19 protein-coding genes and 1 pseudogene are annotated in these 22,026 nt (G+C 64.6%); 5 read left to right on the top strand and 15 right to left on the bottom strand.

Translation table 11 applies throughout. The annotated features are described in order from the left end of the window. Positions 1–15: 15 nt before the first annotated feature. Positions 16–729 carry a DUF4166 domain-containing protein gene (locus tag QFZ30_RS05580; protein ID WP_307080068.1) on the top strand — a complete coding sequence of 238 codons (714 nt, stop codon included), beginning with the start codon at positions 16–18 and terminating at the stop codon, positions 727–729. A 48-nt stretch (positions 730–777) separates the two neighbouring features. Here the strand turns inward: QFZ30_RS05580 and QFZ30_RS05575 are convergent, their stop codons facing one another. From QFZ30_RS05575 to mnmA, 7 genes and pseudogenes are all read right to left on the bottom strand, one after another. Beyond that, positions 778–1,839 carry a hypothetical protein gene (locus QFZ30_RS05575; RefSeq protein WP_307080066.1) on the bottom strand — a complete coding sequence of 354 codons (1,062 nt, stop codon included), beginning with the start codon at positions 1,837–1,839 and terminating at the stop codon, positions 778–780. A gap of 104 nt (positions 1,840–1,943) precedes the next feature. After that, a pseudogene (locus QFZ30_RS05570) lies at positions 1,944–2,327 on the bottom strand (chorismate mutase); the annotation flags it as partial. A gap of 108 nt (positions 2,328–2,435) precedes the next feature. Beyond that, a complete protein-coding gene (locus QFZ30_RS05565; protein ID WP_307074250.1) occupies positions 2,436–4,151 on the bottom strand; it encodes an ABC transporter ATP-binding protein in 1,716 nt (571 codons plus the stop codon). Next, positions 4,148–5,161, bottom strand: a complete 1,014-nt coding sequence (locus tag QFZ30_RS05560) for an ABC transporter permease (RefSeq protein WP_307074248.1) — start codon at positions 5,159–5,161, stop codon at positions 4,148–4,150. Before QFZ30_RS05560 ends, QFZ30_RS05565 begins: the two co-directional genes overlap by 4 nt. Next, positions 5,161–6,243 (bottom strand): ABC transporter permease, encoded by a 1,083-nt coding sequence (locus tag QFZ30_RS05555; RefSeq protein ID WP_307074246.1) that lies wholly within the window; start codon positions 6,241–6,243, stop codon positions 5,161–5,163. Before QFZ30_RS05555 ends, QFZ30_RS05560 begins: the two co-directional genes overlap by 1 nt. 95 nt (positions 6,244–6,338) lie before the next feature. Beyond that, positions 6,339–7,976 carry an ABC transporter substrate-binding protein gene (locus QFZ30_RS05550; protein WP_307074244.1) on the bottom strand — a complete coding sequence of 546 codons (1,638 nt, stop codon included), beginning with the start codon at positions 7,974–7,976 and terminating at the stop codon, positions 6,339–6,341. A 270-nt stretch (positions 7,977–8,246) separates the two neighbouring features. After that, complete coding sequence (gene mnmA, locus QFZ30_RS05545; RefSeq protein ID WP_307074242.1) at positions 8,247–9,395, bottom strand: tRNA 2-thiouridine(34) synthase MnmA; 1,149 nt, start codon at positions 9,393–9,395, stop codon at positions 8,247–8,249. A 149-nt stretch (positions 9,396–9,544) separates the two neighbouring features. Here mnmA and QFZ30_RS05540 point away from each other — a divergent pair, with 149 nt between their 5' ends. Then, positions 9,545–10,810: an NAD(P)/FAD-dependent oxidoreductase gene (locus tag QFZ30_RS05540; RefSeq protein WP_307074239.1), complete on the top strand. Its 1,266-nt coding sequence runs from the start codon at positions 9,545–9,547 to the stop codon at positions 10,808–10,810. On the opposite strand, the gene QFZ30_RS05535 is transcribed toward QFZ30_RS05540, so the two are convergent. Beyond that, a complete protein-coding gene (locus QFZ30_RS05535; protein WP_307074237.1) occupies positions 10,789–12,018 on the bottom strand; it encodes a cysteine desulfurase family protein in 1,230 nt (409 codons plus the stop codon). The two genes, QFZ30_RS05540 and QFZ30_RS05535, sit on opposite strands and share 22 nt — an antisense overlap. 82 nt (positions 12,019–12,100) lie before the next feature. After that, a complete protein-coding gene (locus QFZ30_RS05530; protein ID WP_307074235.1) occupies positions 12,101–12,763 on the bottom strand; it encodes a helix-turn-helix transcriptional regulator in 663 nt (220 codons plus the stop codon). An 89-nt stretch (positions 12,764–12,852) separates the two neighbouring features. Between QFZ30_RS05530 and QFZ30_RS05525 the strand changes: the two genes are divergently transcribed. Beyond that, complete coding sequence (locus tag QFZ30_RS05525; RefSeq protein WP_307074233.1) at positions 12,853–13,278, top strand: DoxX family membrane protein; 426 nt, start codon at positions 12,853–12,855, stop codon at positions 13,276–13,278. A gap of 13 nt (positions 13,279–13,291) precedes the next feature. Here QFZ30_RS05525 and QFZ30_RS05520 read toward each other — a convergent pair whose 3' ends face one another. Then, positions 13,292–13,960 carry a hypothetical protein gene (locus tag QFZ30_RS05520; protein ID WP_307074231.1) on the bottom strand — a complete coding sequence of 223 codons (669 nt, stop codon included), beginning with the start codon at positions 13,958–13,960 and terminating at the stop codon, positions 13,292–13,294. Between the two features lie 301 nt (positions 13,961–14,261). Between QFZ30_RS05520 and QFZ30_RS05515 the strand changes: the two genes are divergently transcribed. Both QFZ30_RS05515 and QFZ30_RS05510 read left to right on the top strand, forming a co-directional pair. Next, entirely contained in the window at positions 14,262–15,227 is a 966-nt protein-coding gene (locus QFZ30_RS05515) for a J domain-containing protein (RefSeq protein WP_307074230.1), read from the top strand. 30 nt (positions 15,228–15,257) lie between these two features. Continuing rightward, entirely contained in the window at positions 15,258–15,725 is a 468-nt protein-coding gene (locus QFZ30_RS05510; protein ID WP_307074228.1) for a tRNA (cytidine(34)-2'-O)-methyltransferase, read from the top strand. Positions 15,726–15,758: 33 nt separating this feature from the next. Here the strand turns inward: QFZ30_RS05510 and purU are convergent, their stop codons facing one another. From purU to QFZ30_RS05485, 5 genes are read right to left on the bottom strand one after another with little or no spacing between them, the layout of a single operon-like run. Further along, positions 15,759–16,655, bottom strand: coding sequence for a formyltetrahydrofolate deformylase (gene purU, locus QFZ30_RS05505; RefSeq protein ID WP_307074226.1), 897 nt, complete (start codon positions 16,653–16,655; stop codon positions 15,759–15,761). 3 nt (positions 16,656–16,658) lie between these two features. Further along, entirely contained in the window at positions 16,659–18,032 is a 1,374-nt protein-coding gene (locus tag QFZ30_RS05500) for an L-serine ammonia-lyase (protein ID WP_307074224.1), read from the bottom strand. Continuing rightward, positions 18,033–18,671 carry a sarcosine oxidase subunit gamma gene (locus tag QFZ30_RS05495; RefSeq protein WP_307074222.1) on the bottom strand — a complete coding sequence of 213 codons (639 nt, stop codon included), beginning with the start codon at positions 18,669–18,671 and terminating at the stop codon, positions 18,033–18,035. Next, positions 18,664–21,624 carry a 2Fe-2S iron-sulfur cluster-binding protein gene (locus QFZ30_RS05490; protein WP_307074220.1) on the bottom strand — a complete coding sequence of 987 codons (2,961 nt, stop codon included), beginning with the start codon at positions 21,622–21,624 and terminating at the stop codon, positions 18,664–18,666. Before QFZ30_RS05490 ends, QFZ30_RS05495 begins: the two co-directional genes overlap by 8 nt. Beyond that, the gene (locus tag QFZ30_RS05485; RefSeq protein WP_307074219.1) at positions 21,621–22,016 is read right to left on the bottom strand and encodes a sarcosine oxidase subunit delta; all 396 of its coding nucleotides are present in this window, start codon (positions 22,014–22,016) and stop codon (positions 21,621–21,623) included. Before QFZ30_RS05485 ends, QFZ30_RS05490 begins: the two co-directional genes overlap by 4 nt. Positions 22,017–22,026: the final 10 nt, after the last annotated feature.

Below are 22,026 nucleotides of genomic sequence, written 5' to 3'. Positions count from 1 at the left end.
ACCAGGAGGCCCATGATGAACATCCCCATCTACCAACAGGCCTTGGGCGGAGACTTCAACCGGCTGCAGCCCGAGCTCCGGGACTATTTTTCCCTGGTCCCGGGTTCCGGACAGTACGGCGTCGGCGAGGGTGTGTTCGACGTCGTGGGTTGCAGGCAGCGGTGGCTGAGTCCGCTGCTGAGGCTCACGTCCGGCGAGGAAGCGTTCTTCCCGGAGTACGGCGAAAGTATTCCGTTCAGGATCGAAAACCATGCTCATCAGGATCCCTTCGGGCGCTCCAGCCTGACCGCAAGGCGCGAGATCCGCTTCCCCGGGCGCACCCGGATTTTCCAGGACACCACCAGCGTCACTGACCTGGACAACGGTCCCCAGCTGGTGGACTACGTGGGCAGGTACCGGCGCGTGGTGACTGACCTTAACCTCAGCGCCACGGCGGAGGGCCGGCTACGCGGCGTCTCGGACGGCTCCAGGCTGTTTATCGGTCCCCTGCGCCTGGCGCTCCCGGCCGCGCTTGATGCCAAGGCCTACGCCGAGCAGTGGTGGGACGCGTCAGCGGGAGTAAACGGGAAGCACCGCATCCAGGTCAAGGTCATCCAGCCACAGCTGGGACTGGTCCTGGTGTATGCGGGAAGCTTCGACTACCGGTTGCGTCCCTACTCCGGCGGCAGCTCGGCGCAGAGCTACCTGCCGCCTTATGCCCAGCCTGACCGTTGGGAGCGCCGGACCTAGCCGGCCGCAGCCGGGATGGTTCAGTCCGGACGGTTCAGTCCGGATGGTTCAGCCCTGTGCCCGCTGGTTCAGTCCGTCCGCCACCTGGGTGAGGCGGTTCAGGGCTGCTGTGGCCGTTGACGGTGTGTGGCCGGCCAGTCCCGCCGAGGGGGTGATCCGCACGGTGCTGAGGGACGACGCCGGCAGGCCCAGCTGGTGCCAGGGTCGCCAGACGGAATCGACGGCGTCAGCCACTTTGGGCAGCGTGCTCGTGCCGACGTCCAAGGTTCCGGCCCAGAGACGCTTGCCAGCCTCAACCGCTCCGGCGAGCTGCTCCCACTGTCGGGAAGTCAGCGCCTTCAGCGGGACCGCTATACCGTCTGCGCCAGCGGCCAGGATCCGGTCAAACGGTGCCTCGATCTCCGGAACCGAAACAGCGATTTCGGCGGCTCCCGCAGCCCGGAGCGCGTCAATCACCAGGCGCCAGGACTCGGTGACCTCCTGGCCGCCCACGGCGCGCAGTGTGCGGTAACCACTCGACGTCGGAATAGTGCCGGCAAGCACGGCAGCGATGTCCGGTTCGTCGAGCTGGACCACCAGCCGGGCACCCGGGACCGCCGAGGAAACCCGGGACAAATGGCTTCCCACGCCGGCGGCCAGGGAGGCCGCCACATCGCGGCGTGCACCGTAGTCGATGAGCGACCGCTCGCCGTTGTGGAGATGCAGGCCTGCTGCGAGGCTGAGCGGGCCGAGCAGTTGGACCTTGATTTCTGCGGCCGCGGTGTCCTCCGCCCCGGCCACGTCCGCAAGGACGTTGATATCAGTTGACAACGCGGACGCGGCGCGGCGGAAGTCCTTGCCTGGCCGGTCAACCAGGCGCCAGCCATAGGGCTGGACATCCACTGCCATCTCCACGAGGAGCGACGCCGTCCGTCCCAAAGCATCGGAACCCACTCCGCGGTCCGGAAGTTCAGCCAGGAAGGGAAGATGCGGACTGCCGAGTTCGCCGCGGATAATCCGGGCGGCCTCCACGGGGTCCTCCCCCGGCCAGGGACCCAGCCCGGTGGCAGTCACCTCCAGGGGTGCAGCGCTGACCCTGGCTGGTTTGCTCGGGTCCTGCCGGTGGGTCACTCTCACGCGACGGCGGACGCTTGCGGGCCGGACGAGATGCCTGTCCCTTGGCCGACCTGTTGGCCGACCTGCTGTCCGTCCTGTGCCGGACCCGGTGCCGGATCCTGCTTGCCTGCAGCAGCCTGATGGTCTTCGGCGATCGCTTCGTGGTGGCGGATGACCTCGCCGATGATGAAGTTCAGGAACTTTTCCGCAAAGGCAGGATCAAGGTGTGCTTCCTCAGCCAGCCGCCGGAGCCGGGCGATCTGGGCGGTTTCGCGGCCGGGGTCGCCTGCAGGAAGGCGGTGGGCTGCCTTGAGGAAGCCCACCTTCTGGGTGGCCTTGAACCGTTCGGCCAGAAGGTAAACCAAGGTGGCATCGATGTTGTCGATGCTGGAACGGATGGACAGCAGTTCCGCCATCACCGAGTTGTCCACGTGGCCTGCCAGCGAACTGGCGGAAGCGTCGTAGGTTTCGGGGTCAGGAACATCGTGGTTTTGCTGCGTCATGATCCAAGTCTATGGGCAGCCACGGACATCCCGCCCGTTTGAAGCGCCGGCGCGGGAGGACACCCCGCCTGGCTAAGTGGCGGGGTGTCCTCCCTATGGGCCTGGGGGTCAGATACCAAGCAGCGTGCGGTGTTCCTCCCGGCGTCGTGCCTGTTCGTCCGGGTCCGGCACGGGAAGGGAGGCGATCAGCCGCTTGGTGTATTCATGCTGCGGCGCTCCCATGACCTGGCTGCCGATGCCCTGCTCCACCAGTTTGCCTTTGTACAGCACGCCCACCCAGTGAGAAAGGATATCCACCACTGCAAGGTCGTGGCTGATGAACAGTGCTGCGAAGCCAAACTCCCTCTGGATCTCCTTGAACAGCTCCAGTACCTTTGCCTGCACGGAAACGTCCAGGGCCGACGTCGGCTCGTCCGCGATCAGCAGCTTCGGGTTAAGGATCAGCGCCCGGGCCAGCGAGGCCCGCTGACGCTGTCCGCCGGATAGCTCGTGCGGGAAGCGGTCAGCGTACGACGCCGGCAACTGTACTGATTCGAGCAGCTCACCGACGCGTTTGCGCGCCTGCGCCGGAGAAGGTTTGGTGTGGATGATCATCGGCTCCGCGACGCAGTCGCCGATGGTCAGCTGCGGGTTGAAGGACGCCGCAGGATCCTGGAAGACGAACCCGATGTCCTTCCGCAGCGGCTTGAAAGTGCGCTCCTTGAGATTCAGCATCTCGTAGCCCAGCACCTTAAGGCTGCCGCCCGTTGTCCGGTTCAGTCCCGCAATGGCCCGGCCGATGGTGGTCTTTCCGGAGCCGGATTCGCCCACGAGCCCGAAGACTTCGCCCTCCGAGACCGTGAAGCTGACCCCGTCAACGGCCTTGAAGGACGGAGCCCCCAACCGGCCAGGGTACTCGATCGTCAGGTCCTTGGCCTCCACCAAGACCTTTGCCTTTTGGTGGGCGCGCTCCGTCATGCCCGCCGACGCCGAGTTGTGCCCCAGGTGGGGCACTGCCGCCAGCAACTTCTTGGTGTAGTCCTTTTTGGGTTGCGCGAACAGCATGCGCGAGGTTGCTTCCTCCACCACGTCGCCCTGGTACATCACCACGACGCGGTCGGCCAGATCAGCCACCACGCCCATGTTGTGCGTAATCAGCACTATGGAGGTCCCGTACTTGTCCCGCAGGTCCCGCAGCAACTGAAGAATCTCCGCCTGGACGGTGACGTCAAGTGCCGTGGTGGGTTCATCGGCCACAATCAGCCCGGGGTTCAGGGCCAGGGCCGCCGCGATGACCACACGCTGCTTCTGCCCTCCCGAGAACTGGTGCGGATAGTAATTAACGCGGTGTTCTGGATCCGGAATCCCCACCTTCCGCAGCGCCTCAATGGCACGGGCCTTGGCAACTTTGGCCGAGACCCGCTTGCCGCCAGCGCCTCCGGCGTGGGCCCGGATTCCCTCGGCAATCTGCCAGCCCACGGTGAACACCGGGTTCAACGCAGTGGAGGGCTCCTGGAACACCATGGCCACGTCGCGCCCGCGGATCTGCCGCAGCTTCGATGCGCTGACGCTGATGACGTTGTTTCCATTGATAAGTACGGCGCCGCCGCTGGTGGCGGTCTCCGGGAGCAGCCCAAGAATAGTCTTGGCGGTCACCGTCTTGCCGGAGCCTGATTCACCCACGATGGCCAGAACCTCACCGGCGCGAACATCGAGGCTAACGTCCTTGACGGCGTAAACGTCGCCGCCGTCGGTGGCGAACGTGACTTTGAGGTGGTCTATCTCCAGGACGGGCTGGTTCGCCGGCCTGGACTGGTCAGATACCGGATCAATATTGACGGTCACAGTCCCCTCACATCCGCTGAGATGGCAGCCTGCGCGGCCGCCGTTGATGGTCCCGGGCCGCCCTTGGCGCCGGCCGCCCTGCGTCCGCGAAGGCGGGGGTCGTTCAGGTCGTTGATGCTTTCTCCTACGAGGGTGAGGCCGACCACCGCCAATACAATGGCCAGGCCGGGGAACACACCGGTCCACCAAATGCCGGAGGAGGCATCTGACATCGCCTTGTTCAGGTCAAAGCCCCATTCGGCGGCGGAGCTTGGCTCGATACCGAAGCCCAGGAAGCCCAACCCAGCCAGTGTGAGGATGGCTTCGGAGGCGTTGAGCGTAAAGATCAGAGGCAGGGTCCGGGTGGCGTTGGCGAAGATGTGCCGACTAATGATCCTGGCGCTGGAGGCGCCAACAACCTGGGCTGATTCCACAAACGGTTCGGCCTTGAGCCGGATGGTTTCCGCGCGGATCACCCGGAAATACTGCGGTACAAACACTGCCGTGATGGCGAACCCGCAGGCCAGGATGCCGCCCCAGAATCCAGACTGTCCCTTGTTTATCGCAATCGACATCACGATGGCCACGAGGAGCGTCGGGAACGCGTAAATTGCGTCAGCGATCACCACCAGTATGCGGTCCAGCCAGCCGCCGAAGTAGCCGCTGACCAGTCCCAGGAATACCCCCAGGAAGATGGACATCAGCACGGCAGCAACAATCACCGCCGCTGCTGTCTGCGATCCCCAGATCACCCGGGACAGGACATCGTAGCCGCCAACAGTTGTACCCCACAGATGCTTGCCACCGGGTTCGGCCTGAGCCGGGAACGAACCGGCGGCATCGGAAATCTGGGAATATCCGTAGGGAGCCAGCAGCGGCGCAAAAGCAGCGGCCACCACAAAGACGGCACAAAGCACGACGCCGATGAGCAGCATGGTGCGTTGCAGGCCAACGCTCTGGCGGATGTGGGAAGAGACCGGAAGCCGGTCCAGCAAGGACTTCTTTCTCGGTGCTGGTGATGTAGCTCCCATCAGTACCTCACCCGCGGATCAATCAGGGCCGCGGCAATGTCAACCACGAAATTGGTGACCGCCACAATCACGGCGAGCAGCATGACGATGCCCTGGACGGCCACAAAGTCACGCGCAGTGAGGTACTGCGCCAGCTGATACCCGAGGCCCTTCCACTCGAAGGTGGTTTCGGTCAGCACCGCACCGCCGAGCAGCAGTGCAATCTGCAAACCCATCACCGTGATGATGGGGATCAGTGCCGGCTTGTAGGCGTGCTTTGTTACCAGCCTGTATTCGCTGACTCCACGGGACCTGCCTGCCTCAACATAGTCCTTGCCCAGGGTGCCGATCACGTTCGTGCGGACCAGGCGGAGGAAGACGCCAGCGGTCAGAAGGCCAAGCGCGACGGCCGGCAGGACTGCGTGGTGGACGATGTCGCCGAAGGCTGAAAGGTCGCCGCTTCGCAGGGCGTCCAGCCAGTAGATGCCAGTGGGCGCCACCAGCCTGCCCATCGCCAATTCTGTTGTGGTGGAAGCACGGCCGGCAACCGGGAACCAGCCCAGCCCCACAGAAAAAGTCAGCTTCAGCAGCAGGCCCGCAAAGAAGACAGGGGTTGCATAGCAAAGGATGGCGAACGTGCGCAGGAAAGCGTCCGGAACCTTGTCGCGTTTGTGCGCGGCAAACATTCCGAGGGGAATTCCTACGAGCAACGCCACCGCTACGGCATTGATGCTCAGTTCCAGGGTGGCGGCTCCAAACTTGGCAAGCATCTCAACGACGGGCCGGCCATCTGAAATAGTCCGGCCGAAGTTGCCGGTGGCGATGTTGCCAAGGTACTCGATGTACTGAATTAAAAGGTTCCGGTCGTAGCCGGCCTGGTGAACCAACGCGTCTATCTGTTCCTGTGGCAGGCGCCCACCCTGGGCGGCGGTGATGGGATCGCCGGTGATCCGCATAAGGAAGAAAACCAGGGTGACGAGAATGAAGATCGTCGGGAAAATGAGCAGGAAGCGGATCAGGATATACCTCCCGAGGCCACCTCCCGCGGCTTTGGATTTGGGGGCTGCAACCGTTGGCGGCGGCGCATCAATCAATGTTGCCATGCTGTCCCTGCTTGGTCTGGGAAACGAAAAGTGTGGAGCCAACACGCAGGAGGCAGGGCCGATCGGCCCCACCTCCTACGTTGGTGTATTCGTGATTACTTGGAAATGGTCCCGAGCCGGAACTTAAACGACGCATCCAGTGTGGAGTCCACGCCTTTCACGTTGGTCCCTGAAACGGCCACCTGTGCACCTTGCAGCAACGGCAGGGTTGAGATGTCCTTGGCAAGCAGGTTCTGGACCTCCTGTATCGTCTTCTCACGCTCTGCCTTATCAGCTGTAATGAGCTGTTTGGCGATCAGCGTCTCGACCTCAGCGTTGGAGTAGTGGTTATTCATGAAGCCACCGCCCACGAAGAAGGGTGTGAGGTAGTTGTCAGCATCGCTGAAGTCCGGGAACCAGCCGAGCTGGAAGACGGGGTAGCTGTCTTTCTTCGAAGCCGTGTTGTAAGTAACCCATTCGGTTGACTGGAGATCCACTGTGAACAGTCCGCTCTTCTCCAGCTGGTCCTTGATCATCGCGTATTCATCACCTGATGAATTGCCATAGTGGTCAGGGTTGTACTGCAGCTTGATGTTGACGGGGCCTGTGATGCCGGCGTCGGCCATGACCTTTTTTGCCTTGTCCAGGCTGGGCTTGCCGGAGCCGTCCCCATAGGCTTCCTTGAAGGACTCATTGGCGCCGGCGAAACCGGACGGAACGTTGGACCACATGGGCAAGTACGTGCCCTTGTAGACCTGGTCCGAAATGGCCTGGCGGTCGATGAGATCAGCTGCGGCCTGCCGGACGGCAAGCGCCTTCTTCGGATCCGCTTCCGGAGTCTTTGCGCCGAACGGCATGGTGTCGAAGTTGAAGACGATGTACCGCATCTCGCCGCCGGGTCCCACATGGACCTTGACGTTGGAGTCCTTCTTGAGGTCGTCGATGTCCGTGGCGCTCAGGCTCCGGTTGGCAACATCGATCTGCCCGCCCTTGACCTCCAACTTCATGTTGGTCTGATCTGTGTAGTACTTGATGGTCGCCCCAGCGTTGGCTGGCTTGCCAAGTACGCCCTTGTAGTCGGGCCACGCCTTCAGGCTGACCAGCGTGTTCTTGTTGAAGGAGTCAATGACGTATTGGCCGTGGAAGGCATTGGCTTTGACAATCTCATCGTCGCTGAGGAGCTTGTCTGCCGGGAAAACTTCATCGTCAACGATCGGGGCGGCAGGGCTGGTCAGAATCTGCGGGAACGTTTGGTCGTTGGCCTTCTCCAGCGTGAAAACCACGGTAGTGGCGTCCGGCGTGGCAATGGATTCAATGTTGGTCAACAACGATGCGGGGCCGTTGGGATCGCTGATCTTGACCTGTCGATCAAAGGAGAACTTGACGTCCTTTGAATCCAGCACGTGTCCATTGGCCCATTTAAGGTCGCCCTTCAACTTGACAGTGAATTCCGTGGGCGTGGTGAACGAGGCCGATTCGGCCAGGTCCGGCGTGGGTTCGGCACCACCAGGCTTGGAGTTTAAGAGGAAGGAGTAAATCTGGTTCATCACCATGAACGAACCGTTGTCGTACGAGCCCGCCGGATCCAGTGCGGTGACCTTATCCGTGGTGCCATACGCAATGACGCTGTTTGCATTCTCGGATGCTGTACTGCCACCGCCGCCGCCTGAGGGGCCCGTGCAGGCAGTCAATGCGAAAGCGGAAACGCCTGTGAGCGCGATTGCGCTCCGCAAGGCTTTGGTGCTCTTTGTCATCTGTGAACTTTCTGTTCGATGAGTACGCGCTCGCCGCCCGCTTATGGGTGGGTTAACTCGAGCGGGCAGCGTGCTGTCCTGATGCCATGATTCAATCAGACGGGTACGCAGTGAATCGTTTCACTTTGTGAGTTGAGACACAAAATTTACCTGATTGGTTCTTTACTCTCACTTTTCATTTCAGGGCGGCGAAAGAGGCCGCCGGCCAAGAGTTAACGGCACGGCCTAGCGGCACAGAAGCAGCCCGGCCGCTGAGCTGCGCCGCGGTGCCTAGAGTTCGGCGCGCTGGAGCGAGCGGGCGGCGTCGATGGTGGCCTGCCCCAGCACGCGGCTGCCCTGGTACAGGACCACGGTCTGGCCAGGAGCCACCCCACGGAGCGGATTGGTCAGCGTCACAACCAGCTGGTCCGCCACGCCATCCCCGGCGTCGACGGCCTCCGTGCCACGTTCCATCCGCGCCGTGGCCGGGACGGGGTCACCGTGGGCTCGGACTTGGGCGTAGCAGTCAAACTCTGATCCCGTCCCCACTTCGGCGATGGGCAGCCCCGCCCAGGACACCTTGATGCCCCGGATCTCGTCGATGGCCAAAAGCGCCTCGGGTCCTACCACAACCCTGTTTTCCTTGGGCCGGATCTCCAGCACGAAACGGGGCTTTCCGTCCGCCGCCGGCGTGCCCAGCTTCAGGCCGCGGCGCTGTCCCACGGTGAAGGCGTTTGCCCCGGGGTGCTCCCCCACCTTGGTGCCGGTCTCGTCCACGATGTCACCGGTGGTCATGTCGATCTTCTCGGCAAGCCAGCCTGCTGTGTCGCCGTCGGGGATGAAGCAAATGTCATGGCTGTCAGGCTTGTTGGCCACGGAGAGGCCACGGCGCTCGGCTTCCGCACGCACCTCGGCCTTGGAAGGCGTGTCCGCCAGCGGGAACATGGAGTGCTGGAGCTGCTCGTGGGTGAGGACACCGAGAACGTAGCTCTGGTCCTTGGCCCAGTCCGCGGCGCGGTGAAGTTCCGGGTTCCCCTCGGCATCTGTGATCACTTTGGCGTAGTGGCCGGTGCAGACGGCGTCAAACCCCAAGGCAATAGCCTTCTCGAGCAGCGCGGCAAACTTGATGCGCTCGTTGCACCGCATGCAGGGGTTCGGGGTCCGGCCGGCAGCGTACTCGTCAATGAAGTCCTGAACCACGTCTTCCTTGAAGCGCTCGGAAAAATCCCAGACGTAGTACGGGATTCCCAGCACGTCGCAGGCCCGCCAGGCGTCGCGTGAGTCTTCAATGGTGCAGCAGCCCCGGCTGCCCGTCCGCAAGGTGCCGGGCATCCGGGAGAGCGCAAGGTGGACGCCGACGACGTCGTGGCCTGCCTCGACGGCACGTGCTGCGGCAACGGCGGAATCGACTCCGCCGCTCATGGCTGCTAGAACTCGCATGCTGGCTTTCCGTAGATCAAGGGTGGTTTGGTTTGGAAGTATGAAGCGTGGCCCGGCGAAGGTCCCGGACGCAATGCACGCTTACCTATTCTAATGCCTGCGTCAATCGGCCATAGTTGAGCTACGAATCCGAGGAGGGACGCAGGGCCATGGCTGCAGAAAACGATGCTGGAAGAATCGTGATCGCCGGGGGCGGGCTGGCCGGGGCCACGGCGGCGCAGACACTCCGTTCCGAAGGCCACACCGGTCCGGTGATCCTGCTCGGCATGGAGAAGCACATTCCCTACCTGCGGCCTCCCCTGTCGAAGGAATATCTGCTGGGCAAGGCTGCCGAGGACACCGTCCCGGTGGTGCCGGAAGGCTGGTACGGGGAGAACGACGTCGACCTCCGCCTGGGCGTCTCTGTCACCGGCATCCACCCGGATGCGCGGAGCGTAGATCTGAGCGACGGAACGTCGCTGCACTACGGCTCCCTGCTGCTCGCCACCGGGGCAACACCACGCAGACTGACGCTGGCAGGAAGCGAACTGTCCGGTGTTTCGACTTTCCGCACCCTGGACGACAGCAGGCGGCTGCGGCTCAGCCTTGGGGCCGGCGGAAAGAACGTTGTGATGATCGGCTCGGGCTGGATCGGCATGGAACTCGCGGCAGCCGCAGCGACATATGGCAACAAGGTGACCCTGCTCGGATTGGAGGACATCCCCCTTGCCGCCGCCATCGGCCCCGACCTGGGACGCTTCTTCCGGTCCCTCCACGAAGCAAACGGTGTAAGTTTCCGCCTTCCCGCGTCAGCCCGCGAAATCATCGGGGAAGCCGGAACCGTCACGGGCGTAGTCACAGATTCCGGAGAACTGCTCCGGGCCGACGTCGTGATCATCGCCGTGGGGGTGGATCCGGGGGCGCAGCTCGCACGCGGTGCGGGACTCGAGATGGACAACGGCATCCTGACCGACGCGTCTCTCCGGACCAGCGCACCCGGCATCTTTGCTGCCGGCGATGTTGCCAATGCCCTGCACCCGTTTACCGGTGAACACCATCGCAGCGAGCACTGGTCAAATGCTCTAAACGGCGGAAAGGTTGCCGCCAAGGCGATGCTGGGACAGGACGCCACCCACAGCACCATTCCCTACTTCTACACGGACCAGTTTGACGTCAGCATGGAATATTCAGGCTTCCCTACGTTAGCGGAAGGGGCAGTGCCGGTGATCAGGGGTTCCTTGGAACGCAAAGAGTTCATTGCCTTCTGGCAACGGGACTCAAGGGTGGTGGCCGGCATGAGTGTCAACTGGCCGCGGAAGGCCCGGCCAGGGGCGCAGAAGACCATCAAAGCCCTGATCTCCGCGCGCACCCCGGTCCGCCCCGAGAGGCTGGCGGACGGTTCCGTGGGCCTCGATCAGCTCCTGCCGGAGGCCTGACGAGCCACGGTGCCGGCGGTCTGGATCGAGGATTCGTGCCCTGCCATGCCTGCCTGCAGCGCCTTAAGGTACGCGCCGGGAAGGGCCGCAAGCAAGGCATCTACGTCCGCCTCGCCTGATGCATGGCCCAGGGTGAACCGCTGGGCGCCGCGGGCTGTTTCCTCATCCAGTCCCATGGCCAGCAGCACGTGGGACGGCCTGGGAACTCCGGCCGTACAGGCAGATCCTGTGGACGATTCCACACCCGCGAGGTCCAGCAGGAAAAGCAGCGAATCACCTTCACAGCCAGGGAAGGTGAAATGCGCGTTGCCGGGAAGCCGCCCCTCCCCCGGCGCGCCACGCAGGACAGCCTCCGGGACACGCTGGCGAACGCCGTCGATCAGGCGGTCGCGCAGGGCCGAGATCCGTGCGGATTCGGTGGCTAGCTGGGTGGTGGCGGCTTGTGCTGCTGCCGCGAAGGCTGCAATCGACGCCGTATCGAGCGTCCCGGAACGCACATCCCGCTCCTGTCCGCCACCGTGCTGGACCGGCGTCAGGCTGACCGCGCGTCCCAGCAGCAGTGCACCCACCCCCACAGGGCCGCCGATCTTGTGCCCGGAAATGGACATGGCGTCCAGGCCCGCGGCCTTGAAGTCCACGGGGAGCGAGCCGAAGGCCTGCACCGCATCCGAATGGACCGGCACGCCCGCGGCGTGCGCAAGCTCCACGATGGTGTGCACCGGTTGGATGGTGCCCACTTCGTTATTTGCCCACATCACTGTCACGAGTGCGATGGACTCCGGGTCCCGGGTCAGCTCAGATTTGAGAACGTCCAGGTCCACAACGCCGTCGCTGTCCACGGGCAGCCAGGTGACCTCGGCGCCCTCGTGACTTTCCAGCCATTCCACGGTGTCCAGTACTGCATGGTGTTCGACGGCGGAGCAGAGGATGCGGCGCCGGGAAGGGTTTCCTCCGGACCGGGACCAGTACAGGCCCTTCACGGCCAGGTTGTCCGATTCAGTCCCCCCGGACGTGAAGATGACTTCGGAGGGATGGGCACCGGCTGCCGCGGCAATGGTTTCCCGGGCGTCCTCCACCGAGCGGCGGGCCCTACGGCCTGAGCCGTGCAGCGAGGACGGGTTGCCGGTACGGGCAAGTTCCCGGGTCAGAGCGGCCAGCGCCTCGGCGGAAAGAGGCGTGGTGGCTGCATGATCCAAGTAAACGGGCACCCATCAATTCTAGCCGTGTCCACCCTGCAGCGACTCGAACGGCTGGCCAGCGCGGATGCGAACGTCAAGGCAAGCCCATCTGTCAGGGCGGCGTAATCCTGGCGCAGCATTGGCCGGGCGCACTGTTTTTCGCCACCCGCTCCTCCGATTCCCCACAGCCCGCAGCCGCCCCACTCAGAAAAGCGCCGTTCATGGCGCAGACCACCGCCGGGTGCCCATCAGAGAGCCGATGGAAGGGGCAGTTCACCAGCACGAAGCCGCCTTTTCCGTCAGGCTCAGGCTGATAGCCCTCCGCCGACAGGAAGACTTCAAGGCTGCCACTCCCCGCCGCCATGGCCCGGCCCGTCCCATACGACGCCGCCAGCAGAGACTCACGGACCGGCCGGCCCGCGGCCACGGAATCCTCAATGGCGGTGGCCATCAATTCGCCGGCGAGATCGTAATTCCGGTCCGGGACAGAGGCGCCTACCTCGTGCACGGCAGGCCGGTACATTTTGGCAGGTCGGCCCGAGCCCGGGCCCGCTTTTTCGGCCGGTTTATGAAATTCAACAGCCAGCATGCCATCCTCCACCAGCCTGTCCAGATGAAACGATGCCGTACTCCTCGGCAGCCCCAGGGCCAGCGCGGCGTCATCTCGCCCCACTGCCTGGTCTGAGGCCGTCACCAGTTCGAAAAGCTGGCGGCGCTTCTCGTCACCCAGCGAGGCGACGGCCGCAATCCGGCGCACCCACGGAAGTCTGCGCATAAAACACCCTTCTTCTAAAAACAAGATCCATTGCTTAATCTTCCGACGATATCTAAAATAATGATACCTACTTTTAGAAGGAGCGAGCCATGAAAACCACCTCCGCAGCAAGGGCAAGCGGCCAGACGCCGGTTATGGAGCCGCGCCGCCAAGCCTTTCTCCTGCTGCGCACCGTGTTTACTGTCGCGCCCATAGTTTTTGGGCTCGATAAATTCACGAACATCCTTGCCGACTGGACCGTCTACTTGGCTCCCGTGGCAACGGATATGGTCCCGCTGCCGGCGCAGACCATCATGTACATCGTCGGCGTCGTCGAGATCATCGCTGGCATCGCTGTTGCGGTCCGTCCGCGGTTCGGATCCCTTCTCGTGGCCGTCTGGCTGCTCGGAATCATCGTCAACCTCCTGATCCTGGGCGGATTCTACGATGTGGCGCTCCGCGATTTCGGCCTGCTCGTCGGGGCACTGGCCCTGAACCGGCTTTCCCCTGCAGGCTCCTGGCGGTCACGCCGATAGAGCGGTCACGCCGTTAATTCGACGGCGGAACAATCAGCAGGCGCTGCGCGACGTCCGCGCGGGCAGCTGCGAGGGCGGCGGCGTCTGGGCAGGCGACCGAGATGTAGACGGACGATCCGGCAGTTCCAAAAAGCCTGGCCATGATGGCCGTGGCCTTGGCTCCGGGACGGGCGGGCTGCTCAAGCACCAGCACTTCCACCCTGGGCCCTGGTTTTTCCGGGTCGCCGCCCCAACGGAGCGTTTCCGTTTTCAGGTATTCGGGCAGGATGCTTGGATCAAGGTACGTGAAGAGGGCAATGGTTGACTCACGGTCGTCGCCGCGGACCAGGGGCGACTGGTTGGTCCGGACCTTAGCCGCCACCAGGCAGCCGTCGGCCTTCAGGTACTGACTCTCGCCAGCCGCGTTTTCCTTGACCAGCTTCCAGCCGGGCGCCTCCTTCAACCCGTTGGAGATCCCCACAGGAACTCCTTGCGCGAGCGAACCACCCGCGGTAAACGGCATGTCCTTGGCAGCCACAGCCTCGGCGTCGTGGCCGGGCGTGATGGTGGGGGTGGTCAGGGCAGAAGCTGTCTGCTCCACTTTCGGCGCAGCCGGATCCGGAATGCCGACGCTGCAGCCACCAAGCGATGCCGCACCAAGCAAAGAACCCACTACCAGTACCGCCGCGGCCTGTGCCTTCATTCCGCCCCCCATACTCTCCACACGCTTGGCCATTCCCGGCCGTCATCCTCCAAGAGTCTAGACTCCAGCCGGCCCGGTCCGGCGGCGGACTTCGCCCGACGTCGGACCCAAATAAAGGCCGCCCACAGCGGATCCCTAACAGCGCAGGGGGCCGTTTTCCGCGACGGCCTCTCTCATGGCCTGAATTTACGCCCGCCGCGGGAACCACAGCTGCCGGCACACTCGTTGTCTGGGCAGGCCCATAAACTGGGCTGACAGGGCTGCCTCCGTGGACTGGCCGTATCAAAAGAAGGATGAGTGCTTGACCGAGACCAGCAGCTCCCATTACCAGGTGCTCCGCGTCGCCGTGACAGCCACCGACAAGGAGATCAAGGTGGCCTACCGCAAGGCTGCCCGCAAAGCCCATCCCGATCACGGCGGTGATGCCGCCGCCTTCCGGCGCGTGACCGCAGCGTATGAGACCCTCATCGACCCCAAACGCAGAAGCGCGTACGACCGCTCCTACGCCGCAGGCAAAGCGGGCAACGGTTCGGATGAAGGCGCTCCGGGGCCGCACTTTGACGCGCCCGCCGCGGGAAGCCATGCTTCGGCCACCGTCCACCGCCCGAACGCTCCGCGCAACACCGCCGGAGATGCACCGGTCTATGTCCCGCCTTACGACCCGGCCGCGTTTGAGGCGGCCGGCGCGGTGCCTCTGATTCCCCTTAGCCAGGCTAGCCAACAGGTTCATGGCATTCCCCGGAAGCGGGGCATATTTGGTGCCGATGCCCGGATCCAGCGTGAAATGCGGACCGTGCAGCTCATCAGCCGCCAGGTCCTGCCCGCGATTCCGGCGGCACGGCTGATCAACGGGCTGCAGTCACCGGCAGACAACAGCCACATTGACCACGCCCTGCTGTCGGGCTATCGGCTCGCCCTCATCGGTTCCATGCTCCTGCCCAAGGGCGCTTACGCCTGGGACGGGCAGACGCTGAACCACGGCGGACGCTCCATCGCCCCGCCGCAACTGGCCCACGTTGTACGGGCTATGCAGGACATCTTCCCCGAGTTGAACGTTACGGGCTGGACCGTCATCCACAGCCCCGACGGGAACCTGCACGAGCCCGTCATCGACCGGCACCGCCGGTCGGCAGGCGGCCACGACACCATCCAAGTGGTCAACGCGGCGGGACTGGTCCGCGGCCTCAAGCAGTTCCTGTCCTCCGGTCCCGCGCCCAACACCGTTAATGTGCCGGTGCTGGCCAGGCTGCTGCGGGGCATGCACTGACGCTGTTCACCGGTTGGCTAGGATTGAACGGTGTTCCGTATCCTCTTCAACGCCCCCGAAATCCCGGGCAACACCGGCAATGCCATTCGGCTGGCAGCTATCACCGGCGCCGAACTGCATCTGGTGGAACCCCTCGGCTTCGACTTTTCCGACGCCAAGCTCAAGCGTGCCGGCCTTGACTACCACGATCTCGCCGTCGTTACGGTGCATGACACCATCGAGGACGCCTGGAATGCTCTTCAGCCCGATCGCGTGTACGCCTTCACCTCAGACGGCCAGGCCAGCTACACGGACATCGAATACCGCCCCGGCGATGTGCTGATGTTCGGCCAGGAATCCGTGGGCCTGCCCGAACACCTCAAGAGCGATCCGCATGTGACCGCGACCGTCCGGCTGCCCATGCTGCCGTCCTTGCGCTCGCTGAATCTTGCCAACGCCGCGTCCATTGCCGTCTACGAAGCGTGGCGGCAACACGGATTCGCCGGCGCGCAGACCTGACGTCGACTCCTGACCTGGACCTGCGCGGAAGTCCTATTTCAGAACGATTGTTCTGTTCCCATTGAGGATGATGCGGCCTTCGCAGTGCCAGCGGACGGCGTTGCTGAGGGCTTTGCATTCGGTGTCGCGGCCTGCAGCAACCAGGTCCTCGGGCCCATAGGTGTGGTCCACCTCCACTACCTGTTGGGCAATGATGGGACCCTCGTCCAGCTCGCCGTTCACATAGTGGGCGGTGGCACCCACGGTCTTCACGCCGCGGGCATAGGCCTGGTGGTAAGGCTTGGCGCCCTTAAAGCTGGGCAGGAACGAGTGGTGGATGTTGATGGCACGCCCGTCCAGCTTGCGGGTAAGACCGTCGCTGAGGACCTGCATGTATCGGGCCAGCACCACGAGTTCCACGTCGAACTCGTCCACAAGTTCCAGCAGCCGCGCTTCGGCTGCCGGCTTGGTGGCTGCGGTGACCGGCAAGTGGAAGAACGGGATCCCGTGCCATTCAACCAGCGTCTGATGGTCCGTGTGGTTCGAGACCACAGCCACCACGTCCACCGGCAGTTCGCCGTTCCTGGCACGGAACAGCAGGTCGTTGAGGCAGTGCCCGAACTTGGACACCATGATCAGCACCCGGCGTCGCGAGCGGTGCTTTTCGAGCTGCCATCGCATGCCGTACTTCTCGCCGAGCGGGGCAAAAGCGGCCCGCAGCTTATCCACGGTGGAGTCATCGCCGTCGGAGGCAAAATGCACCCGCATGAAAAAGTGGCCTTCAGAACGGTCGCCAAACTGCTTGTTGTCGATGATGTCGCAGCCGTGTTCCAGCAGGAAGCCCGAGACGGCGTGCACGATGCCTGGCGCTTCGGGGCAGTCGAGCGTCAGTACGTGTTCCACGGTGGTGGCCGGCTGGGAGGCCGGTGTTTCAGCTTGGATCGTGGTCATGGTTCAGCACTCGATCACATTCACGGCGAGTCCTCCTCGGGAGGTTTCCTTGTACTTGGTTTTCATGTCGGCTCCTGTTTCGCGCATCGTCTTGATGGCTTTGTCGAGGGATACCTTGTGGCTGCCGTCGCCGTGCAGGGCAAGGCGGGCGGCGTTGATGGCCTTGACACTGGCGATGGCGTTGCGTTCGATGCAGGGGATCTGCACCAGCCCGCCAACGGGGTCGCAGGTCAGGCCGAGATTGTGTTCAATGCCCACCTCGGCGGCGTTCTCCACCTGGGCCGGCGTGCCGCCCAGCACTTCGCAGAGCCCGGCGGCGGCCATGGAGCAGGCCGAACCTACTTCACCCTGGCAGCCCACTTCCGCCCCGGAGATGGAGGCGTTGATTTTGAACAGGATTCCGACGGCGGCCGCGGCCAGGAGGAAACGGACCACACCGTCGTCGTTGGCTCCCGGAACAAATTTCACATAGTAGTGCAGCACCGCGGGAACGATGCCGGCTGCGCCGTTGGTGGGCGCCGTGACGATGCGCCCCCCAGCCGCATTTTCCTCGTTGACCGCGAGGGCGAAGAGGTTGACCCATTCCATCGCCCGGAGCGGATCGGTGACGCCGGTGTCCGCCGTCAGGGTTTGGAATAGCGACGGCGCCCGCCGCCTGACGTTCAATCCGCCGGGAAGGATCCCTTCCGCGGCGCAGCCATTGTCCACGCATTCGCGCATGACGGCCCAGAGTCCCAGCAGCTTCTCCCGGAGTTCCGCTTCGCTGCGCCAGGTGAGTTCATTGGCGAGCATCACGTCCGAGATGGACATCCCCTCCTTGCTGCAGAGGTCCAGGAGTTCGTCGGCCGTGGTGAAGGGGTACGGAAGTGGGGTGTCATCGGCCACAATGCGGTCGCCGGCGTCGGCCTCCCCATCCACCACGAAGCCGCCGCCGATCGAATAGAAGCTCCGTTCACTGAGCACAGCGCCAGCATGATCCAAGGCGCGGAAGGTCATGCCGTTGGGGTGGGCCGGGAGGGACTTGCGCCGGTGCAGCACCACGTCCTCGTCCCAGTTGAAGTCCACCCGGTGGTCCCCGCCCACCCACAGCTCGGCGTCGAGGGCAGCCGCGGCCACCTGGTCATCTGCCGTGGTTGTGTCCACGGTTTCGGGGTCCAGGCCCTTGAACCCCAGGACCACGGCCTTGTCAGAGCCGTGGCCGCGCCCGGTGGCTCCGAGCGAGCCGAACAGTTCGGCCTGCACCCGCGAGGTGGAAGCCAGGTGTCCATCGTCTTTGAGTCCGTCCGCGAACAGCTTCGCTGCCCGCATCGGGCCCACCGTGTGTGACGACGACGGCCCGATGCCAACAGAGAACAGGTCCAGGACGCTGAGCGCCATTTAGGGGACCTCTGGGGCAGCGTACTCACGCATGGCATCAAGGAGCCAGCGGCCCAGGAAGTCGGCGAACGAGGAGCGGGGGAAGAGCCGGTAGCTCTCCTCACCGGTCTTCCAGAGGACCACGGGGATGTTGCCGATTTCCGTGGAGAGTGCCGTGCCGGCCTTGAACACGCGCGGGTGGAGGTCCAGGGAGCAGCCCTTTTCCAGGACAGCGCGGGACTGTGGCCCGGTCAGTTCGAAGGTGGTGCGGTTGGCGGAGAGGTCCACCACCTGGCCTTCGCCGTCGGCGAGCGCTTCCCTGAGCGCCGGCATGAGGTCGCCGCCAAGGGACTCGTGGGCTTCCATGGGTGCCACCACCATGAATTCCGCCGGTCCGAGCCACAGCACGGCGGTCTCGCCGGTGCCGCTGACGCCGCCGGACGCTGCGGGCAGCCCGCCGGTGACGGAGGCGATCCGCCGCCCGGCGTCGGAGTCCCGGCCGACCCTGACGCCCACCATGGTCAGGAAGGTCACTTCGCCAAGTTCGACAACGCCCCGGACGGATCCGGTTTCAAACGCTGCCCTGAGCAGGGCGGCCGGGCTGGTCCGGAGAGACAGGTGCTTCTGGTAGGAGGTTGCTGGTGCTGCTGTTTCAGCCATCTTTGCGGGTCCCTTCGGGGTCAAAAAGTACGGTTTCTGCCACAACAACGTCGACCAGTTGGTCTCCGGCGACGGCCACCAGGGTTTCGCCGATGCGGTTCCGGCCGTTCTTGATCAGGGCAAGTCCGAAAGACCTGCCCAGCGCCGCGCTGTGGTAGCTGGAGGTTACGAAGCCTTCCATGGGGACCGGCCCGTAAGCCGGATTGGTGGAACGGCCCTTTTCCACCAGCTGGGTCCCTTCCGGCAGCCGAAGGGTGCCGTCGACAGGGAGCACGCTGACGAGGTGCTTGCGGTCCTCGCGCTGGGCATCGGCCCGGGCATATGAGCGCTTACCGATGAACTCCTTGGCCTTGGAGACCACCCATTCCATTCCGGCGTCCTGCGGTGTGACCGTGCCGTCGGTGTCCTGCCCGACGATCGGGTAGCCCTTTTCGGCGCGGAGTACGTGCATGGTTTCGGTGCCGTACGGGGTGATGTTGAATTCGGCCCCGGCGGCGGCCACGGCCTCCCAGGTGTTCAGCCCGCACCAGGTCGGCACGTTGATCTCGTAGGCCAGCTCGCCGGAGAAGGAAATCCGGCAGACCCGGGCCCGCACTCCGGAAGCGAGCGTGGTTTCGCGGAAGGTCATAAACGGGAAGGCTTCGGGCTCCAGCCCACCATTGGCAGCCAGTTCCGGTGCTACCTTGGCCAGGACCGCGCGGGACTTGGGCCCGACGACAGCAATGGTGCTCCACTGTTCGGTCACCGAGGTGCAGTGCACGTCCAGGTCCGGCCACTCGGTCTGCAGCCATTCCTCCAGCCAGTCCAGCACTTTCGCGGCGCCGCCGGTGGTTGTGGTCATGAAGTAGCGGTCCTCGTCGAGGCGGAGGGTCACGCCGTCGTCGAAGATCATGCCGTCCGCCATGCACATCACGCCGTAGCGGGCGGAACCGGGTGCGAGCTTCTTGAAGGCGTTGGTGTAGATCCGGTTGAGGAACTCGCCGGCGTCCTTGCCCCGGATTTCGATCTTGCCCAGAGTGGTGGCGTCCATAAAGCCCACAGACTCGCGGACGGCGGCGCACTCGCGCAGGACGGCCTCGTCCATGTCCTCCCCGTCCTGCGGGTAGTACCAGGGCCGCTTCCACTGTCCGACGTCTTCGAACAGGGCACCGCGGGAGACGTGCCACGGGTGGATGGATGTCTTGCGGGCGGGGTCGAACAGTTCGCCGCGCTGGCGTCCGGCCAGGGCCGCGAAGGCCACCGGCGTGAATGGTGCCCGGTACGTGGTGGTGCCGATGTCGCCGATGCCGCGGGACGCTTCGCCGGCCTGCCGGAGCGCGGCGGCGATGACGCCGATCGCGTTGACGCCGGAGGTCTTACCCTGGTCGTTGGCGGTGCTGATGGAGGTGTATCGCTTGATGTGCTCCACGGACCGCATTCCGGCCCCGGTGGACCGCAGGACGTCCGCCACTGACTGGTCGCGCTGGAAATCAACGAAGTGGTGGAACCAGTCATCCGGGGTGCCGGTCTCTCCCGGCACCAGCCACAACTGGCGGGTGGGGGCGGACGCCTTCGGCTCGCCGATCGGGGAGGGCTCGACGGCGGACGTGAAGCCGGCAGCGATGGCTGCGGCTGCTCCGGCGGAGATGCCTTCGGCGAGGCAGTCAACGAGGTCGAAGCTGCCGCGGCCGGAGCCGACCACCTGCTGGTTGGGTACCACGGTGCCCGGCACGAAAGCCGCGAGCCCATCGTCCCAGCGAAGCTTCCCCTGCCGCTGCGAGTGGAGGTGGACCAGCGGGCTCCAGCCGCCGGACACTGCCAGCAGGTCGCAGGCGATGTGTTCGATGCCGGAGGTGAGTTCGCCGTCGTCGTTAATGCTCCGGACGGTCACGGCGTCCAACCGGCCGTCACCGTTGGTTCCGGCGGCGGTGGAGGTGCTGGTGTTGGCCACGGCGCTGCCGATCAGCACCCGTGTACCGGCCTCGACCGCGGCAGCGGCAACGCCGGTGAGCCGCGGACGGGCGTCGACGACTGCCGCAACCTTGACTCCGGCGGCCCGCAGGTCCGATGCCAGGGCGTAGGCGCTGTCGTTAGTGGTGCTGATGACCACGCGCTGCCCGGCGGCAACGGCGTAGCGGTTGAGGTAGCTGCGGACGGCTGAAGCGAGCATGATGCCCGGACGGTCGTTGTTCTCAAAGACCAGCGGGCGTTCGTGGGCGCCGGGGGCCAGCACCACCTGGTTGGCACGGATGTGCCAAATCCGCTGCCGGGACACTCCGGGGGCAGCCGGGGCTGACAGGTGGTCGGTACGGTTCTGCACGGCGATGACGTAGTTGGCATCGTAGGCGCCGAACGCCGTGGTGCGGTTCAGGACGGTGCATTCCCCGGCGGAGACGAGCTCGGCTTCAACGTCCGCCACCCATTCCAGGGCCGGTTTGCCCTCGATGGTCTCGGCCAGGTCAGGCGCCGCGGGGCCGGACAGGAGCGTTCCGCCCAGTTCGGGCTGGTCGTCCAGCAGCATCACCCGGGCGCCGGTGCGGACGGCCTCGCGGGCCGCGGCCAGGCCGGCGGGGCCGCCGCCGATCACCAGGACGTCCGTGTGCACGTACTTCTTGTCGTACTCGGCCCGGTCTTCCTCCGGGTCCAGCCGGCCCAGACCGTTGAGCAGGTCCGCCTTCAGGCCGTCCACCAGAGTGACGGTGGTGGCGGGGAGCATCGACTCAGCCACGTGGCCCGGGAAGCGCCGTTCCACTCTGACCAGCGCGTTGGGTTCCTCCACCCCCGCAGCCATGATGCCGCGGGGCCGGTCCTCGTAGAGCGAGTTGCCGGCGGCTATACGGCCGTTGGCGAGCAGGGCCGAGGCGAGCGTGTCGCCGGGGTGGCCGGTGAATTCCTCACCGTCCACGGTGAAACGCCAGGAGATGGTGCGGTCGATGCGTCCGCCGGCGGCGAGGCGGGCGTTCTGGGAAGTCACTTGGTTGCTCCTTCCGGGGCGCTGGTGCTGGTTGCAGAGGTGCTTGGCGAAGCGGTCCCGATGGTGGTGCTGTCAGCGGCGGTGCTGGCGGTGCCGGATTCGGCCGCCGCCGGGAAAGCCGATGCGGGCCGGGGTGTGCCCATCGGGTAGACGGCCTGGATGTCGTAGGTGACCGTGTCGCGGAGCATGTTGAACCACTGGCGGCAGCCGGTGCTGTGGAGCCAGCGCTCGGCGAAGGTGCCATTGGTGTTGTCGCGGTAGAACAGGAATTCGGCCCATTCACGGTCGTTCAGCTCGTTCGGGTTCTCCGGGTAGGGCACGTGGGCCTGGCCGCCATAGTGGAACTCGGTCTCGTCGCGCGAGCCGCAGTTGGGGCAGGAGATAAGCAGCATGTGCGTCTTC

It is taken from the genome of Arthrobacter pascens, from assembly GCF_030815585.1.
Classification (GTDB): domain Bacteria; phylum Actinomycetota; class Actinomycetes; order Actinomycetales; family Micrococcaceae; genus Arthrobacter; species Arthrobacter pascens_A.
This window is presented reverse-complemented; position numbering and strand designations above follow the sequence as displayed.

What these genes read in the sequence shown, in the direction of transcription:
- QFZ30_RS05580 (WP_307080068.1), top strand. Translation starts at nt 16, where the DNA reads ATGAACATCCCCATCTACCAACAGGCCTTGGGCGGAGACTTCAACCGG.
- QFZ30_RS05560 (WP_307074248.1), bottom strand. Translation starts at nt 5,161, where the DNA reads ATGGGAGCTACATCACCAGCACCGAGAAAGAAGTCCTTGCTGGACCGG.
- QFZ30_RS05555 (WP_307074246.1), bottom strand. Translation starts at nt 6,243, where the DNA reads ATGGCAACATTGATTGATGCGCCGCCGCCAACGGTTGCAGCCCCCAAA.
- QFZ30_RS05550 (WP_307074244.1), bottom strand. Translation starts at nt 7,976, where the DNA reads ATGACAAAGAGCACCAAAGCCTTGCGGAGCGCAATCGCGCTCACAGGC.
- mnmA (WP_307074242.1), bottom strand. Translation starts at nt 9,395, where the DNA reads ATGCGAGTTCTAGCAGCCATGAGCGGCGGAGTCGATTCCGCCGTTGCC.
- QFZ30_RS05540 (WP_307074239.1), top strand. Translation starts at nt 9,545, where the DNA reads ATGGCTGCAGAAAACGATGCTGGAAGAATCGTGATCGCCGGGGGCGGG.
- QFZ30_RS05530 (WP_307074235.1), bottom strand. Translation starts at nt 12,763, where the DNA reads ATGCGCAGACTTCCGTGGGTGCGCCGGATTGCGGCCGTCGCCTCGCTG.
- QFZ30_RS05525 (WP_307074233.1), top strand. Translation starts at nt 12,853, where the DNA reads ATGAAAACCACCTCCGCAGCAAGGGCAAGCGGCCAGACGCCGGTTATG.
- QFZ30_RS05520 (WP_307074231.1), bottom strand. Translation starts at nt 13,960, where the DNA reads ATGAAGGCACAGGCCGCGGCGGTACTGGTAGTGGGTTCTTTGCTTGGT.
- purU (WP_307074226.1), bottom strand. Translation starts at nt 16,655, where the DNA reads ATGACCACGATCCAAGCTGAAACACCGGCCTCCCAGCCGGCCACCACC.
- QFZ30_RS05500 (WP_307074224.1), bottom strand. Translation starts at nt 18,032, where the DNA reads ATGGCGCTCAGCGTCCTGGACCTGTTCTCTGTTGGCATCGGGCCGTCG.
- QFZ30_RS05495 (WP_307074222.1), bottom strand. Translation starts at nt 18,671, where the DNA reads ATGGCTGAAACAGCAGCACCAGCAACCTCCTACCAGAAGCACCTGTCT.
- QFZ30_RS05485 (WP_307074219.1), bottom strand. Translation starts at nt 22,016, where the DNA reads ATGCTGCTTATCTCCTGCCCCAACTGCGGCTCGCGCGACGAGACCGAG.